The following is a 17,150-nucleotide window of genomic DNA, read 5'->3' as shown; positions in this document are numbered from 1 at the left end:
CGACAGAAGAGCAGCATTTGGGCATGATTCAGCGGGCCGTTACGGCGTAGATAGCGCCCCTGGTGCGAGAACCCAACGGCCAGCCACTTCAAGCCGCCTGATCAGGGCACTCGTGAATAAGGCGGGGTCATGGCTTCAGCACCAGCCGCCGATGCGGCGACTGGCTCAGTCAAGCTGGAGTTCTGCATGTCGCGTCCTGCCTATCACCCTTCCCAACGCCTTGCTCAGCGCCTGCCCCCCCTTCAATGCCCTGACCGCCTTCGAGGCTACCGCACGCCTCGGCAGCCTGACCCGCGCCGCCGCCGAACTGTGCATTACCCAGGGCGCCGTCAGTCAGCGCGTCAAGCAGCTGGAAGACTTCCTCGCGGTCAGCCTGTTCATGCGCCGCGGCAATCGCATCGAGCTGACTGATGAGGCGCATGCCTATCTGCCGCTGGTCAGTGGCGTGTTCGAGACCCTCAAGCGTGGTACCGCCACCCTCTTCCAGCACGATGAGCAACAGAGCCTGACGCTGCGCTCCAATCACAGCTTCGTCGAATACTGGCTGATCCCCAGACTCAAGGACTTCCAGCGCCTGCATCCGAACATCCAGGTCACGGTGCTGCCGCACAACCAAGTACTCCCGGACGAGCAGCCCGACGTCGATATCGAGATCATCAATGGCTACGGCGGTTGGTGTGGGCGCGAGTACGAGAAACTGGCCGATGAGCAGTGGGTCGTCGTGGCAAGCCCCACCTTCCTGCACCACTCCCTCGCTCCCAACGCCTCGCCCGCGAGTCCACTCGACGAGCTGGCCCGCGCGCCCCGAATCGAGTGCATCGGCTACCGCGAAAGCTGGCTGGACTGGTTCCGACTGCAGAAGTTTCGCGGCCACATCCCGCCGGCCGGCCTCAAGTTCGGCAATGCCTGTCTGGCGATTGCAGCGGCACTCGAGGGGCATGGCTTCCTGCTCGTCCGCCAGTCCTTCGTGATGGACCTGATCAAGAACGGACGCCTGCAACTGGCGCACGCCTTGCGCATGCCCAGTACCAGCAGCCAGTACCTGCTAGTGTCTCCGGAGCGCCGCCATGCCCAGGCGGTCAACGATTTCTGTACCTGGTTGCGCAGCACCATGCACACCTCTCAGGCCAATCCTGTCACCAGCGAGATGCCCTCCCAGCCCCGCTAGCACGGGCAGGAAGACGCGAGCCTCAGAATTTCTAAGGCACAGTCGCAGTTTTTGTTGCGGCCAACGGCCGGCATCTGTCACGGAAACGTCATCATCTGCGCCAAAGATGACGCCTCAAGTCGACAGCGCTGACGCAGTTCGACCGTCCCGGCGGGCTGCGCCACGAGCCATCCAACGGCCTGCCTGCCCCGGCTGCCTCTCCCTGCTGCCGATCTCCGCTGCTGATTACCTTCATGCAACGAAAAAAGCCCGCCAATGGCGGGCAGGGAATGTCGGGACAGGACATTCAGGACAGGAAAGCGTTTGAGCAAGGGCTCTGCAGTTGATGACGAGTGCGCACTTCCACACTGGCTTTCACTCAACCAAAACACTTGCTCAAGCGTTCTTCTCTCTCACGTATTCTTCTCTAGGACACTGACCATCATGACGCGACACGAAGGTCAGTGGATCCATTCAGCAACTGACAGGGGCAAGTCGATGGCATATCGGCATCCTTGGCTGTCTTGCAGAGTCGGAGGATGTTCATCCGCCGACGAGAGATCATGCGCTTTCGTTCAAGGCATGCTCGACACGTGTGGCAGAGACACTCTTGCCAGCATCGTTGACGTAATCAGCCGAATCGCTCGCCAGTGCACGGGTAGTGCCCTGGATGCCGGCGTTGCTGATGGACTTCTGGACGCGGCTGGCCGCGACACTCATGCCGGTTTCCACGGCGTCATCGTGATGCAGCGCGGCTTGCTGAGTCACCGGCTGTGCCTGGCCCATGATCACGCGATCACTGAGGGTGGCACGGACGCGGGCATCGGCTTCGCTGTCATTGGCAGAGGCCACGCCAGTGGCGGCAACGGACAATGCGGCAATGGCCAATAGAGACTTGAGGGATTGCATGGGGGTTCTCCTGTCGAAAAAGGTCATGTCAGTGCAGACACCTGGCCTGCAAGCGCCTGACGCAGACGCCGGGCGTCTCAGACGTTGACGTCGCTCACGGCGTGACGAACACGGGTGCCGGCAACGCTATCGCCGGAATCATTGGCGACATCGAATTCCTGCAGATGGATGGAGCGATCGTGGCCACGGATCTCGTCGTCACCGGATGCCACCTGGAAACGGCCAGCAGCGGTGCTCATGCCGGTTTCCGCGAAGGTCGCCTGGGCGGTCGGAGCTTGCTGGGCAGAGCCATGGATGACGCTGTCACTGACGTTGTGCTGGACGCGCTTGGCAGCCGGGCTATCGTCGGCGGCGAAGGACGCAGTGCTGACGGTGGCGAGTGCGGCAGCGGCGATCAGAGTCTTGAGAGTGTTCATGGTGTATCTCCTCGATAAAAAGCAAAGCGATGATCAGACCCGGCAATCCAGGCCAGGCTTGACGATGGTTCAGACGTTGCTGTCGTTCAGGGCGTGCTGGACGCGAGTCGCTGCCACACTCTTGCCGGCATCGTTATCGAATGCCTGGCTGGCAGTGGCCACGGTGTGCGACTGACCATGGATGCGATCGGCACTGATGGACTGCTGAATACGACCTGCCGCGACGCTCATGCCGGTTTCCGCGAAGCTGGCTTGCTGGGTAGCGGCTGACTGAGCGGTGCCGACGACGACGTCCTGGCTGATGGACTGCTGGACACGCTGGGCGGCCGGGCTGTCATCCGCGGCGAAGGTGGCGGTGCTGACGGTAGCGAGAGCGGCGGCGGCGATCAGAGTCTTGATGGTTTTCATGATGAATCTCCTCGATGAACAAAGTGGTCAGTGGGCGTGAGTGCCCGGGCAAGACGGCTGAATGGCTCAGACGTTGCTGTCGCTCAGGGCGTGCTGAACGCGGGTAGCAGCGACACTCTTGCCGGCGTCATTGTCGAAGGCCTGCTCGCGGCTGACGGTGGCAACACCCTTGCCTTCGATAGCGGACTGATTGAGGGCAGTCTCGACACGACCTGCGGCAACGCTCATGCCGGTATCGGCGAAGGTGGCCTGGGCAGTCGGTGCCGGCTGGGCAGTGCCGACGACGACGTCCTGGCTGACGGACTGCTGAACACGCTGTGCGGCCGGGCTGTCATCCGCTGCGAAAGAGGCAGTGCTCACGGTAGCGAGAGCGGCGGCGGCGATCAGAGTCTTGAGGTTCAGAGTTTTCATGATGATTTTCCTTTGCTTGTCCTGGGCGATGTTGCCCTTGTGATGTCGTGTGCAGTCTCGGCTGCACCCGTCTAACTTGTTAACAGACTAATGATTATTGCGCTATCACACTAGCCGTGTCGCTGGCAGCTCACTGTTTCCACAAAAGAACCAAATTGCGATGCCTTGTCATTGCCTCGGTACCCGTAAGTGGTGAAGCCCCTCACCACGCAAAACCCTTGAAAGCTTTTTGCATCACTTCTGTACAACCATGAAGGTGCATGTCGCCAGTGATCGAATGTCGATCAGTCACCCAGGTCTGCTCCGGTACCGCTGCCTGACACTTCAACTTTGGTCGCGATCATGAGGAAGGCATACGTCAGCAGTATGTCTTTCTACCCTGCTGAAACCCTCACCGTTGTGCTTGTAGAGTCTTACGCTTGCGCCAACGGGTTGGATGCATGCCATCTTCAAAAAACTGGAAGACGTCTTGACAGGCGCCAGCCATCGACCGAATCCAGACTGCCGTTTCGTGCAATGTGGAATGAGCGCATTGTGGACGAAACCCGCCACGCGAGATATCCCTCCACTGGAACAGCATTGATTCCAATCACGAACCAATGCGTCACTCACCTGACCAGCTGGACAGACACTCATCTACGACTTTGGTAATAAGCATAGTATTATCAACCGCTTACGAAGCCCGTGGACGCCCTCTCAAGTCACCTGTTTCAAGCACTCCCTGCGCCTCTGCGCTCCCCTTGCATCGCCGCGGGCGATGAAAATTGTTGTCCAGACACGAAAACGCGGAGCCATTGGAAGATGGCTCCGCGCTTTTCATGCTGCTGCATCGCGATTCAATAACCCGGGTATTTCTCCCAGGCCCACCGTTCATCCTTGCCACCGCCGTTGGTGTAGAGCTCCCAGCGCGGACAATCGTGGAGATCCTGCCCGATCTCACCGATGACATCTCGCAGTTCAAGTGGGGCCAGCCAGTCACTCGGTATCACTTCTTCTCCCCATTGCGCCCCGAGCAGATTGCCCGTGATGGCGCCCGTAGAATCAGAATCCCCATCATGATTGACCGCCAGCTGAATCGCGGAGCGGAAATCCCGCGCCGTGAGTGCGCAATACACGGACATCGCCAGGGCCTCTTCCGCGATCCAGCCCAGTCCCAGCATCACGACAGCCACCCGCGGCGGAGTGCCGGACTCGGCAAGCTCGCGGGCTTGCTGCAGAGCCTGCATGGTCTCTTCGCAGCCCGGCTTGCGCTCGAGAATGCGCATGGCGTGCGCAAGTGCCTGTGCCATCGAATCCCCCGCCACCAGACATTGGATCATCACCGCCAGCACGCCGCCCGTCAGCTGGCCGGTCACATGCCCATGGGTCAGCGCGCAGACCTCTTCCCCGAGTGCGAAGCACATCTCATGGGAGGCTCCCATCACATGCGCGAACAAACCAATCGGCGCGACGCGCATCACGCCGCCACAGCCCTTGCTGTCGTTCTGCGCGATGTCACTGTAGCGACGCACCTGCCTGAGCGCCGACAGACATGTCATGCCCGGGGCACGCCGCGAATGGAGCTCGCGCTGCTTGATCAACCAACCGCTGTCCAGCCACTCCTGGTCGGTCTCCTGCCGCGAGCGTCCCCCTTGGGTATAAAGCCAGCGTTCATAGGCACTGTTGACCAGGCTGCCTTGCGTCGTGATGCCTCTCAGGCAGCCACGCACATGACTGCGCAACAGCCCCTCGGCGGTGAACAGCGTCATCTGCGTATCATCGGTAATCCGTCCCAGCCCGCCGTAGGCCGGGGCATAGTCACGTATGCCATCGCTTCCAAAACGCGCCTGGATCTCATCGAATGACAGAAATTCGACTGCCGCGCCCAGCGCATCCCCCGTCGCGCCGCCCAACAAACACCCCCGAAACCGCGAACTCGTCTCAAGCGTCATGTCCTTCCCTCTTCCAATGGCCATCAAGGTGGCGCCAATGCCGCCCGGCACGCCTTACGCTATCAGCATCTAAGCATTTGCTGAAAAGCTCGCTCACCTGATGGTGCACATAATCAGGCAGAACTGGATGGGCGCTCAGTATCGGCAGGCGTGAGGTTGGCAGCACCGATGACAACGCCGACGATATAGACCCTCATACAAGAACGGCCGCCCAGGAGGCGGCCGTTCTTCTTCATGCAGTTGTAACTTCCCGCGGTGTGCTCTCAGCGATCACTCTACTGCTCGGTCTACACGGAGGTTCATGAGGCCAGCGTGAGGATATCCTCATACAAGGCTCTCGACAGCGTGACGCCCTGTTCTTGATGAACCTGGCGGGCCTTGAAGCGGCGCTCGGAGGAAAGACGCGCCCCCTGCTGCTTGACCAGCTCAAACAGCCTTTCGGAGCGCAACATGTGCTGCTGAGTGCTGCCGCCTGTCAGGCGCGCCGGATCCATCGCGATGATCAGCTCACCATGATACGGCAGACTGCCTTTGCCTTGATCATGCTCGCTGGACTCGATACTGAGCATGTCGCCGATCAGCGGCCCTGCAATCAACTCGATCATGATCGCCAGCGCAGAGCCCTTGTGGTCCCCGAAGGGCAACATCGCCCCATGATCCAGCACTTCGGCAGGGTCCTGTGACGGCGTACCCTCTCGATCGACTCCCCAGCCCAGCGGGATCTCATCTCCCTGACGACGATGCAGCTCGATATCGCCACGTGCGATGGCGCTGGTCGCGAAGTCGAACACGTAAGGGTTGCCATCCCCGCGCGGCCAGCCGAAGGCAATGGGGTTGGTGCCCAGCAGGGGCTGGCTGCCTCCATACGGCGCCATGTACGACTGGGTCGGGTTGCAGGCGATGGCTACCAGCCCTTCCCGCGTCAGCCGCTCGATCTCGACCCACAATGCGGTGCCATGCACGCAATGATTGATGGCCAGAATGGCAATCCCATTGGCTCTCGCCTTGCTGAGCAGCTCAGGCACGCCCTGCTGGAAGGCCAGCGACGAGAAGCCACCCTTGGCATCCACCTTGACGATGGAGGGCGCCGTATCCTCGACCACCGGCACGGCATTCGGCACCACACCACCATTGTTCAGTGTCGCGACGAACCCCATCAGGCGATAAAGCCCATGGGATCGACAGCCATCCATTTCCGCCGCCACCAGCGCGTCACTCATGGCATCGACATGTGGGTCACTGAAGCCATGATGGCTCAGTACCTTCTGACATAGCGACTTGAGCGCTGCGCGATCGAGATTGACGTCCATTCCTGCCTCTTCCTGTGTTGCATCACTCATGCGAACTCATTCCTTTCCAATAAGGTGTCCATCATTTCCATGACGGCCCGCTGATGGCATCAGGCAACCACAGCGCCAGCTCCGGGAAGGCCAGGATCAGCGCCAACACCACCAACTGCAGGCAGATGAAGGGCATCACCCCCTTGTACATATGCTTCAACGTCACTTCAGGCGGTGTAATGGCACGCAGATAGAAGATGGAGGGCGCCAACGGCGGTGTCAGATAGCTCGTCTGCATCACGATCAGGAAGGCCACGCAGAACCAGATCTCATCGAATCCGAGCAGACCGATGACCGGCATCGCCACGGGGATGACGATCAATACCACCGAGATCATGTCGAGCACGAAACCGGCCAGGAAAGCGATCAGCAGGATGGCGCCGAGAATCAGCCACGGACTCAAGCCGGTATCCAGCAGCAGTGACTGTACGGTGGCCATCCCGCCGGAGGCGAAGAAGACGCCCGCGAACATGTTGCCGCCCAGCACGATCAGCAGAATCATCGCGGTGATGTTGAGTGTACGTACCGCCGCGTTCCACAGGATGGACAGCGTGAGATTGCGATACCCCAGCGCCAGCAATACGGAGCCGAGCGCCCCACAGGCCGCCGCTTCCGTCGGCGTGGCGATGCCCATCAGAATCGTGCCCAGTACCACCAGGATCAGACTCATGGTCGGCAGCAATGCACTCAGGGTGATGGTGAGCAGCTTGCCCCACCCCGGATGTTGCTCATCTTCCTTGAGTCGCGGCGCAAGCGCAGGCTTCAGCGCACAGACCACGATGATGTAGACAAGGAACAGCAGCGCCATCAACAGTCCCGGAATCAACAGGCCACTGAAAAGTGACCCGACGGAGACACCCGCGACAGGCCCGAGAATGACCACGGTAATGGAAGGCGGGATCGCTGTGCCCAATGAGCCACTGGCGCAGATGGTGCCGGAGATCAGAGACTTGTCGTATTGGTGCTTGAGCATGACCGGCACTGCCAGCATGCCGATCACTGCCTCGGTCGCGCCCACCACGCCGCTGGCAGCCGCGAAGATGGTGCCCATGATGACCGCACCGACGCCCAGCCCGCCGGGCATCCGGCGCGTCCACAGATGGATGGCCCCGAACAGTCGCTCGGCAATGCCGGAATTCTCGAGCATCGCGCCCATGAAGATGAACAAGGGCACGGCAGCCAGAATGGAATTGGACGCCGTGTCCTCGATCTTGGTCAGCAGTTGATAGGCCGCGGCATCCCCGAACTGGGCAACACCGAAGATGGTGGCGACGACGATCATCGAGAACGCGATCGGGAAACCGAGCACGATCAGCGCGATGAGCGCCGGGAACATGATGAGGGCAATGAAGTCGCTCATGAGGACACCTCCGGGCCAGGACCGTGGCCCAGCAACGTGCTCCAGAGCTTCAAGATCTCCGCGGCCACCTGCAGCGTCAGATAGACAAAGCCTAGCCACCAGACGCCGAAGACCGGCCAGATCACCGGATTCCAAGCAGAACGCCCGGAGCGCTCATTGCTGAAGAACGCCTCGAGCGCATAGAGCCACAGCTCCCAGACAAGCCACATCAGTACCGGCAGCAACACCACATAACAGGCCAGATGAACTCTCGCCCTGAGACGCGGTGCAAAATTCTGGCTCAACACATCCACACTGACGTGCTGGCCGACACGCAGGGCATTTGCCATGCCAAGCATGAAGATGGCGCCCATCACCATGTAGCTGATTTCAAACGCCCATAAGGTGGGCTTTCCCAGCACATAACGACTGAAGACTTCATAGACCAACGCAAGCACCAGCGGCAGTATCAAGACTGCCCCCAGATACCCGGCCCAGCGGGTCTGGCGCTCAATGACAGCGACGATTTTCATGGCAACTCACCAGGATGATGACAAGGGAAAAGCCCGGGCGATACAGGCATCGCCCGGGCCAGGGACATCATTCAAGAGGACTCAGCGTCCCATCTCCCCGATCGGCAAACGGTAGTCCTGCCAGGTCGTCATGCTCTGTCTGAAGGTACGTTGTGACTCAAGCACACGTGCGAACCACTCATTCTCGCCCGCCTTCTCATCTTCCCAGGCACGGGTCTCTTCGTAGATGGCATCGATGAAGGATTGATCCAGCTGCACGATTTCGTTGGGGCCTTCCTCCAGCTCCTTGAAGGCCTTGAGATCGGCAAAGGAGCTATCCAGCCAGGACTCGAACACGCTCAGCTTGCCCGCGAGACGCAACTGGTTCTGCTGGGCTTCGCTCAGCCCGTCCCAGGCATCGACATTCACTTCACACTCCAGAATGCCGCCCGACTGATGGATGCCGGGCAAGATGACGTACTGCGCGACATTCTGGAAACCCGTCGGCTTGTTGAGCTCAGGACTCCCCCACTCCGCCGCATCAATCACACCGCGATCCAACGCCGTATAGATGTCACTGCCGGCCATCACCACGGTAGAGGCCCCAAGACGTGAGGCGATTTCAGCCCAGGCACCCGAGGTTCTCAGGCGTAGACCCTGGAAATCTTCAAGCGTCTGCACCTTCTTGCTCGAGTGCAGGAAGATCTCGGTGCCCAGGGTCGAGCACGGGAAGGCCACGACGCCGAACACCTCGCGACGGAAGGCTTCATAGAGCTCGACACCGCCGCCCTCGTACATCCACAGCATGAATTCTTCGGGAGTCAGACCGCTGGAGTGCCCGGCCAGCAACGCTGCCGTCGGGTCAGTTCCGTAGTCATAGTTGATGTAGTTGTGGCTGATCTGTGCGACACCGGACTTCACGGTATTGGTGACACGCAGCGCGCCGCCCAGGGTGCCGCCGGGGAATACCTGGATGCTCACGTCCCCATTGGTCAATTCGCTTGCATAGTCCGCGAAGGTCTTGGCATCCCGTTCAAGCCAAGGCCCGCCGCCCCACGGGGTCGCCATCTTCCACTCGATGTCCGCCGCCTGTGATGTGGCAGTCGCCAACAGGCTGGCAGCGATTCCCATGCCGATGAACTGTTTCTTGAAGTTGTACATTATTGTTTTCCCGTAATTATTTTAATTAGCGCGCAATACCATGCGCACCTGCAGGCGAATGCCTGATGCAGGCTGAGGACTGATACACGCCCAGTGGGCGGCCACTGTCGATTGCGCATTCGCCTTCACAATTGCATATATGCAATATTGGGTCAAATATGGATATCAGGCTCGACATTTTGCTCATGGGAGCCCTAAATGGACGCCATCATGGCGGCCATGCCTCACTCCCTGGCCGCTGCATGACCCGGTGACACACGCCCTTGTGCCACCCGGACACAGCGGCGACATACGCCGCCCCGGCAGACGAACCCGATGGAGCACGCTGACATGACACCCCACCAGGAAACGCCAATCGCCCTGAAGCACAGAGAACGCAAGGCGGGCGCCATTGGTGACAACCTCAAGGCACTACGCAAGGAGAAGGGACTGACCATCGCGGCCGTGGCCAGTGCGTCAGGCATCTCGGCGGCCAGCGTGTCGAGAATCGAGAATGGACGTATCTCGCCGACCTTCGAGGCGATCGTGAATCTCGCCAGGGGCCTGAAGGTGGATGTCAGCGAGCTGTTCTATCACACGGAGGACGCGGCATTTCGGGGTTGGCTCGCCTTGACGCGAGCGCAGGAGGGAGAAGTCATCGAGACGCCCAACTATCGCTATCGACCGCTTTGCAACAACGTGGCGTCCAAGGAATACATGGTATTGGAAACCACCGTGCTCAATCGCAGTCTCGAGGAGTTCGGCGGCCTGCAGAAACATTCCGGCCAGGAACAGATCATCGTGACCAGCGGCGAGGTGACGGTCTGGACCGAACTCTACGACCCCATCCAGCTCAAGGTCGGTGACAGCCTGGCCTTCGACAGCACCCTCGGACACGCCATCACCTACAACGGTGACACCCCGGCGACCATGACCTGGGTATGCAGCGCCTACGCCTGAGAATGCTGCCCGGGCCTGACGTGCGTTGGCAGCCTCGCCATGTCAAAACGTGAACGACAAGCACGAGAAAGGGCCTCACTGGAGGCCCTTGTCTTTGGTCTTGCTGACTTACTGACGTATGAACACGCGGCTGGAATCAGCGATTGAGAATGATGGCCGTGATCGCGCCACCCGCCACCGCAGCCAGCACATAGCGCCCATCGATATTCAGCCAACGATGCCCGCGCGGCGGTTTGGACAGATGACGATGGTGCCAGTCCTTCACCCAGTAGCGGCTGTCGGAGTAGTAATGACGCGGCAGGTGGTCGCCACGGCGCCACTGGTGATGGCGTCGCGCTTCATGACGGCGGCGTTCATGATGACGCTGCTGCTTGTGGTGCTTCTTGTGCTGTTTGCCATGATGGCCGCGGTCGTGGTGGCCATGCCCACGGTCATGATGCCCTTGGCCTCTATCGTGCGGTCCTGCCTGAGCCAGCGGGGCTCCCAGCAGCGTGAATATCATCATCAGAATGGTCAGTGTGCGCGTTCGCATGGCTGGCCTCCTCGCCTTGCCCCGTCGCCAATCAAGCGCCGGGAGTCGTGTTGGGGGCTTCCTGATTAGGAAACAGTGTTGCGCAACCTTAGCGAGAACTGGGGAACGCCGCAAGATGTCTCATTTTTCTCGTTCTTTGTCGTTATTTCATGCACTTTCCGTCGCATTGTGCCGAAAACGATGTCGCCACTGACCAACACCCACCTTTATATGCCGCCACCTCTATAGTGCTCTTTCGCAGCGACCCGACTTTCGCTGCCCTCTCCGCTGCCCCATTTCCCCTTTCGACTCCCGGGCCTCGGGCCTCGAGCCTCGATCAGGACACTGCCGAGGCATGGCAAGAAAGCGACGATGCCTGGTACGCCGACCGCACCACATCGGTGCAAGACCACCCTCAGAGTAGTGAGATATCTGGCCCTGGATCGTTGGCCGTTTTAGCCAGGACACAATGCTTCAGGCGCCGAACGGGGTGTGAGAACGGAAAATTCACTTTGCTGAATCGTGTCATTGAATCGAGACACCCTCGCGCAAGCCCTGATTTCATGCGGCCTTCAGCGCTTTCCTGACTTTCATAGCCATGATCACTCGAGGACATAGCCCAAAGTTCAAGCACGCGGGCTTTGCGTTTTGATGACCATTCATCGATCATTTGCACCACGCCTGAGTCATTTGATCGATAATAGACGATCTACCCTCGTCATCGCCGACAGGATCGCCAAGGCGGCTGCGTGACATCTCGGGTAGGAGCAGCAAGACAAGCCGTAAAAAAACAGGAGCCAATCATGGCCAGTACTGCGCCAGATTTGGATCGGCAGATCGCCCATATGGACGATGAGCTACTGCCGGTGCCACGTCATAAACTGCACCGGTGGCCGCACTTTGCCGGTCTCTATGCCGCCGAGCATGTTGCCGCGACCGAGTTCGTCATCGGTGCCACCTTCGTGGCGCTCGGTGCCGGTATCTGGGATATCCTGCTGGGCCTGCTGATCGGTAATGGCCTCGCAGTGCTCAGCTTCTGGTTGATCACGACGCCAATCGCGATCGAGACCCGTCTGAGCCTCTTCACCTATCTTCACCGTATTGCCGGTGATTCGATGTCACGGCTCTACAACTGGGCCAACGTGGTCATATTCACCGCCATATCGGCGGCCATGATCACCGTTTCCGCCACGGCGGTCAGGCTGCTGTTCGACATTCCGGCCCAGACCCAGGCCTACCCCACCAGCTTCGAGTTCATCCTGCTGGCACTGGCCGTGGCGGCCATCGTGGTGCTGGTCGCGGTCTATGGCTTCAACGCCCTGACCGAATTCGCCAGCATCTGTGCCCCGTGGCTGATGCTGATGTTCACCGTCGGCGGCATGGTGCTGCTGCCGGAACTGGCAGAGTCCGTCACCGGTGAAACCAGCCTGAACAGTTTCTCGAGTTTCATTGATGTCGCCGGCAGTACCGTCTTCACCGGCATCAACTCCCAGGGCGAAGCGGGCATCGGCATCTGGGAAGTCATCGGCTTCTCCTGGGCGGCCAATACCTTCTCCCACTTCGGTCTGATCGACATGGCGCTGCTGCGCTATGCCAAGCGCATGCGCTCCGGCCTTGCGACCAGCACCGGCATGATGTTCGGCCACTATGTCGCCTGGATCTCCGCCGGCCTGATGGGCGCGGCCACCGCAGCCGTCGCCGGTATCAGCATCGATGTACTGGAACCGGGCGAAGTGGCGTTGCACGCCCTTGGCGCCGCTGGCTTCGTGATCGTGGTCGTCGCAGGCTGGACCACGGCCAACGCCAACCTGTACCGCGCGGGCCTTGCCGCCCAGTCGGCGATGCCGAACCTGTCGCGCAACAAGGCGACGCTGGCCGTGGGTATCTGCGTTGCCGTGCTCAGCTGCTTCCCGTTCGTCTATCGCAGCATGCTGCCGCTGCTGACCTATGCGGGTCTGGTGCTGGTGCCGGTCGGCGGGATCATCTTCGCTGAGCATCACCTGTTCCCGAAACTCGGCTTCAGCCGTTACTGGGCGCGCTACAAGGGCGTGAAGCACAACACGCCGGCACTGGCGACCTGGGCGCTGTCACTGATCTTCGGCTTTGGCCTCGAGATGGTCGACGTGATCCCGTTCTACTACCTGTTCCTGCCGACCTGGTTCGTCTCCATCATCCTCTACACCCTGATGGCCAGATCGGCCGGTGCTGCCGCCTCCTACCCGAAAGCCGAAGCGGCCGAGCGGGAATTCCAGGAGCGTGTCGAAGCCCTGCACGCCAAGCAGGCCGAGACCACCAACCATGCACCGGTCAAGGACACTTCGGGTTTGACCAAGGCCATCAGGGCCGTCTGGATGGTGCTGGGCCTGGCGGTGCCGATGGTCCTCGCACTGCGCGTGCTATTCGGTAGCCCGGACCTGGCCAGCTACGAAGCGAATCGTGAGATGTTCTATGACGTGACCATCTGGTCGACGATCATCTACTTCATCTTCGCGTACTGGGAGCTGCAGCGCAGCAAGGCGCTGTTCAACAAGCAGTCCCCGAAGCAAGCGGCCACCGCTAGCTGAGTCGGCAGGGGCTCGCCCCCTGCCATGCCAGCGGCGAAGGAAGCCTGAATCACACGGGTGACCTTCGCCGCTGGCCGTTACGACCTACCCTTTCTTTACCCATCTCGACTCGACCGCGACACGCGGCAGGAGACCTCCCCATGACCCGTCTCTCCAATGCCAGTCTGACTCAGCTGGACGCCAAGGTAGCCACTCCGAACTATGACCGCACTGCGGTCAGCGCCGGTATAGTCCACTTCGGCGTGGGCGGTTTCCATCGTGCGCACCAGGCCATGTACCTCGACGAGCTGATGAATCAGGGCAAGGCGCTGGACTGGGGCATCGTCGGCGTCGGCGTGATGCCGGGCGACCGCCGCATGCAGGAAGCCCTGGCCTCGCAGGACCACCTCTACACCGTGGTACTCAAGCACCCCGACGGCAACTATGAGCCGCGCGTGGTGGGGTCCATCATCGATTACCGCTTTGCCCCGGACTCCCCGGATGCCGTCATCGAGCTGATGGCCGCCCCGGCAATCCGCATCGTCTCGCTGACCGTCACCGAAGGTGGCTACAACTTCCACCCGGTCACCGGCGAATTCAATCTCGAGAACGCCGACGTCCAGCACGACCTGGCCAACCCGGGGGAAGCCAAGACCAGCTTCGGCCTGATCACCGAAGCCCTGGCACGTCGTCGCGAGCGTGGCGTCGCCCCGTTCACCGTGATGTCCTGTGACAACGTCGAAGGTAACGGCAACGTCGCTCACAAGATGTTCACTGCCTACGCGCGTGCACGTGATGCAGAACTGGCGGCATGGATCGAAGCCGAAGTGCCCTTCCCCAACTCCATGGTCGACCGCATCACGCCGGTGACCACGCCGGCTGACATCGAAGAACTGTCCTCACGTTTCGGCGTGGAAGATGCCTGGCCGGTGGTCTGCGAGCCCTTCACCCAGTGGGTGCTGGAAGACCACTTCGCCAATGGCCGTCCGGCCTTTGAAGATGCCGGCGTGCAGCCGGTGGAAGATGTCGAGCCCTATGAGCTGATGAAGCTGCGTCTGCTCAACGCTGGTCACCAGGCGCTGTGCTACTTCGGCTATCTGGCCGGCTATCGCTACGCCCATGAAGCCTGCAACGACCCGCTGATCGTCGACTTCCTGCTCGGCTACATGAACGAGGAAGCTCGCCCGACGCTGGCCCAGCTGCCGGGTATCGATCTCGACGCCCATTGCCGCACGCTGATCGAGCGTTTCGCCAACCCGGAAGTCAAGGACACCCTCGCCCGCCTGTGCGCCGAGACCTCCGACCGCATTCCGAAGTTCCTGATCCCGGTGGCACACGCACAGCTCAAGACCGACGGCGAACTGCGTCGTACCGCAGCCGTCGTGGCCAGCTGGGCACGTTATGCAGAAGGCGTGGATGAGCAAGGCGAGACCATCGACGTGGTCGATCCGCTGAAGGACGAGCTGATGGAGCGTGCCAGCCGTCAGCGCGAAGAGCCGACTGCCTTCCTGGACAACCGTGAACTGTTCGGTGATCTGGTCGACCAGCCGCGCTTCCGCGACGCCTACCTGGCAGCGCTGAAGAGCCTGCACGACAACGGCGCGCGCGCCACGCTGAAAATGCTGGTGGCAGACGCCAAGTAAGCATGGCGGTGCAGGGGCTCACGACAACGTGATGCCCCGCCAGCACCCGCAGAAAGACAAAAGCGAGACAGGCAGCCGCCTGTCTCGCTTTTTTTGTGCCTCACGCCACCCCTTTCCTCACACCAACGCAACGGTCCACAACCCCGCCAGCATGATGACGATGCCGATCCACTTGGCGATGGCCGCTCGCTCGCGCAACCAGAGCACCCCGAGCATCACGCCCAGCGGGATCGACAGTTGACGCATCGCAACGACGAGGCTGACCTCCGCCGTCAGCGTCATGGCAACCAGCACTAGTCCGTAAGTCGCCATCACCATCACGCCGGTCAGCACCATGCTGCCCCGCTCTCCCTGCCATAGCGCAGGCAGACGGCGACGCTCTGCCGGCAGCAACATCACCAGCAGCGCGCCCCAGGCGACGGTCATGATGGCCTGCAACACCAGAAAGACAGCACCCGCCGAGGTGGGCGAGTAGCCGACACTCACCATGATATCCAGTGCCTGCTTGTCGATCAGCGAATAGCCGGTGGTGCCGACTGCTGCCAGCAGCGCGAACCCCAGTGCCGGGGTCAGGTAGGTCGAGGGGCGCAGGCCCTGCGGACTGCTCAAGGGCAGCACCAACGCGCCGAGCACGATCAGCCCCATGCCGACCAGATCCAACGTCGTAAGTGCCTGTCTGCCCAGCAGACTCAGCGACACCAGCGGCACCAGCACCACCGGCAAGGCCCGCGCGACGGGATACAGCACACTGACCTCGCCGCGCGCATAGGCCCAGGCAAGTCCGCCCATGTAGAGCACCTGACAGAGTCCGGTGGCCACCAGCCAGCCCCAGAATTCAACGGGCAGCACGGCAAACGACGGCCCCAGTCCCAGCAGCGGCGCAAAGATCAGCGCACCACTGGCCATGGCCAGCATGAAGAAGGCCAGCGACGGCGCTCGCCCCTTGCCGAGCAGATTCCAGCCCGCGTGCAGACAGACCGAGATCAGGATGAGTCCCAGCGCCAGTGGGCTCAAGAGGCACTCACGGCAATCGTGTGGGCTTGAACTTGAGCTTGAACATGAGATTGGGCCTGAACATGAAATTGGGCTTGAGAGTGAGCTTGCCCGTGCATGGAGACGGGCATGCGGACAGGCATGCGGAGATTACGGGCTTTCAGGGCAACCAGGCGGCAATCGCCAATGAGCATATGTCCTTACCTTTTGCAGGAAGGCGCCAGCCTCCAGGCCTGGTACAAGGGCCCGGGGCTGGCGCCTGAGGGGGTGGAGTGAAGTGGTGGGGTGAAATGGTAGATCAAGGTAGGTGAGCGAGGTGACAGGCAGTGCAGCGCCAGGCCTGGCATCGCCGCCCCGTCACCAGGTTGTCAGGGGCGCTCGCCACGCGCCAGACGCGCCTCGATCTCGGCGATCACCTCGGGCAGCTGCGCGATGGTGTCGATCATGAAGTGCGGCCCGGACGGCGCGAACTGGGCTTCGATGGCGCTGCGCCTTTCACTGAGCTCTGCCTCTGACAGGGCCATGAACGCTGCGTGATCCAGCCCCATGGCGTTGCCGGAGCAGGTCAACGCGACTGTCCACATGCCGGCGCTGCGACCTTCCAGCAGCCCCGGCGCCGTGTCATCCACCTTCACGCAGGCCGCCACATCAGTGATGCCCAGCGCGATGACATTGGCCAGAGACTGCGCCGGAGAGGGTCGCCCCTTGGGCACCTCATCGGTGGCCACGACATGATCCACCACCAGCCCATTGCCCTTGCCCCGTGCGACCACCTGCTCGAGCACCTGGCGGGGATAGCCGGAGCAGGAGCCGATCTTGATGGAGTTAAGCTCAAGTCTTGTGTATGGAGGGCAGAAGGAAGGGTGGCGTATCCTGCTGATTGATCACGCCAGATCACAACCAGCATAGGATGGATACGCCATGACCGATTCTACCCTCCAAGCCGT

Annotated in this window: 16 protein-coding genes; 4 read left to right on the top strand and 12 right to left on the bottom strand. The window is 61.0% G+C overall.

The window, feature by feature from the left end:
- Positions 1 to 151: 151 nt before the first annotated feature.
- A complete protein-coding gene (locus IZU87_RS16320; RefSeq protein WP_213115222.1) occupies positions 152 to 1,168 on the top strand; it encodes a LysR substrate-binding domain-containing protein in 1,017 nt (338 codons plus the stop codon).
- A gap of 540 nt (positions 1,169 to 1,708) precedes the next feature.
- On the opposite strand, the gene IZU87_RS16315 is transcribed toward IZU87_RS16320, so the two are convergent.
- From IZU87_RS16315 to IZU87_RS16275, 9 genes are all read right to left on the bottom strand, one after another.
- Positions 1,709 to 2,056: a hypothetical protein gene (locus tag IZU87_RS16315; protein ID WP_213115221.1), complete on the bottom strand. Its 348-nt coding sequence runs from the start codon at positions 2,054 to 2,056 to the stop codon at positions 1,709 to 1,711.
- Positions 2,057 to 2,133: 77 nt separating this feature from the next.
- The gene (locus IZU87_RS16310; protein WP_043332307.1) at positions 2,134 to 2,472 is read right to left on the bottom strand and encodes a hypothetical protein; all 339 of its coding nucleotides are present in this window, start codon (positions 2,470 to 2,472) and stop codon (positions 2,134 to 2,136) included.
- A 69-nt stretch (positions 2,473 to 2,541) separates the two neighbouring features.
- Complete coding sequence (locus tag IZU87_RS16305) at positions 2,542 to 2,880, bottom strand: hypothetical protein (protein WP_054555881.1); 339 nt, start codon at positions 2,878 to 2,880, stop codon at positions 2,542 to 2,544.
- 66 nt (positions 2,881 to 2,946) lie between these two features.
- The gene (locus tag IZU87_RS16300; RefSeq protein ID WP_213115220.1) at positions 2,947 to 3,291 is read right to left on the bottom strand and encodes a hypothetical protein; all 345 of its coding nucleotides are present in this window, start codon (positions 3,289 to 3,291) and stop codon (positions 2,947 to 2,949) included.
- Between the two features lie 836 nt (positions 3,292 to 4,127).
- Complete coding sequence (locus IZU87_RS16295; RefSeq protein ID WP_213115219.1) at positions 4,128 to 5,222, bottom strand: ADP-ribosylglycohydrolase family protein; 1,095 nt, start codon at positions 5,220 to 5,222, stop codon at positions 4,128 to 4,130.
- A 299-nt stretch (positions 5,223 to 5,521) separates the two neighbouring features.
- Positions 5,522 to 6,562, bottom strand: a complete 1,041-nt coding sequence (locus IZU87_RS16290) for an Ldh family oxidoreductase (RefSeq protein WP_249330689.1) — start codon at positions 6,560 to 6,562, stop codon at positions 5,522 to 5,524.
- A 31-nt stretch (positions 6,563 to 6,593) separates the two neighbouring features.
- A complete protein-coding gene (locus tag IZU87_RS16285) occupies positions 6,594 to 7,922 on the bottom strand; it encodes a TRAP transporter large permease (RefSeq protein WP_249330688.1) in 1,329 nt (442 codons plus the stop codon).
- Complete coding sequence (locus IZU87_RS16280; RefSeq protein WP_213115218.1) at positions 7,919 to 8,434, bottom strand: TRAP transporter small permease subunit; 516 nt, start codon at positions 8,432 to 8,434, stop codon at positions 7,919 to 7,921. Before IZU87_RS16280 ends, IZU87_RS16285 begins: the two co-directional genes overlap by 4 nt.
- Positions 8,435 to 8,515: 81 nt before the next feature.
- The gene (locus tag IZU87_RS16275; protein WP_213115217.1) at positions 8,516 to 9,574 is read right to left on the bottom strand and encodes a type 2 periplasmic-binding domain-containing protein; all 1,059 of its coding nucleotides are present in this window, start codon (positions 9,572 to 9,574) and stop codon (positions 8,516 to 8,518) included.
- A 330-nt stretch (positions 9,575 to 9,904) separates the two neighbouring features.
- Here IZU87_RS16275 and IZU87_RS16270 point away from each other — a divergent pair, with 330 nt between their 5' ends.
- Positions 9,905 to 10,513 (top strand): helix-turn-helix domain-containing protein, encoded by a 609-nt coding sequence (locus IZU87_RS16270; protein ID WP_213115216.1) that lies wholly within the window; start codon positions 9,905 to 9,907, stop codon positions 10,511 to 10,513.
- A 136-nt stretch (positions 10,514 to 10,649) separates the two neighbouring features.
- Here IZU87_RS16270 and IZU87_RS16265 read toward each other — a convergent pair whose 3' ends face one another.
- Complete coding sequence (locus IZU87_RS16265; RefSeq protein WP_213115215.1) at positions 10,650 to 11,045, bottom strand: RcnB family protein; 396 nt, start codon at positions 11,043 to 11,045, stop codon at positions 10,650 to 10,652.
- 782 nt (positions 11,046 to 11,827) lie between these two features.
- Between IZU87_RS16265 and IZU87_RS16260 the strand changes: the two genes are divergently transcribed.
- Positions 11,828 to 13,588, top strand: a complete 1,761-nt coding sequence (locus IZU87_RS16260) for a purine-cytosine permease family protein (RefSeq protein WP_213115214.1) — start codon at positions 11,828 to 11,830, stop codon at positions 13,586 to 13,588.
- Between the two features lie 140 nt (positions 13,589 to 13,728).
- On the top strand, positions 13,729 to 15,210 hold the full coding sequence (locus tag IZU87_RS16255) for a mannitol dehydrogenase family protein (RefSeq protein ID WP_213115213.1): 1,482 nt from the start codon (positions 13,729 to 13,731) through the stop codon (positions 15,208 to 15,210).
- A 117-nt stretch (positions 15,211 to 15,327) separates the two neighbouring features.
- Here IZU87_RS16255 and IZU87_RS16250 read toward each other — a convergent pair whose 3' ends face one another.
- Positions 15,328 to 16,224: an EamA family transporter gene (locus IZU87_RS16250; protein ID WP_213115212.1), complete on the bottom strand. Its 897-nt coding sequence runs from the start codon at positions 16,222 to 16,224 to the stop codon at positions 15,328 to 15,330.
- Between the two features lie 347 nt (positions 16,225 to 16,571).
- Positions 16,572 to 17,018, bottom strand: a complete 447-nt coding sequence (locus IZU87_RS17795) for an HAD-IA family hydrolase (protein ID WP_349305197.1) — start codon at positions 17,016 to 17,018, stop codon at positions 16,572 to 16,574.
- Positions 17,019 to 17,150: the final 132 nt, after the last annotated feature.

Origin of the sequence: Cobetia sp. MC34 (assembly GCF_018340035.1) — a bacterium.
Taxonomy (GTDB): domain Bacteria; phylum Pseudomonadota; class Gammaproteobacteria; order Pseudomonadales; family Halomonadaceae; genus Cobetia; species Cobetia amphilecti.
This window is presented reverse-complemented; position numbering and strand designations above follow the sequence as displayed.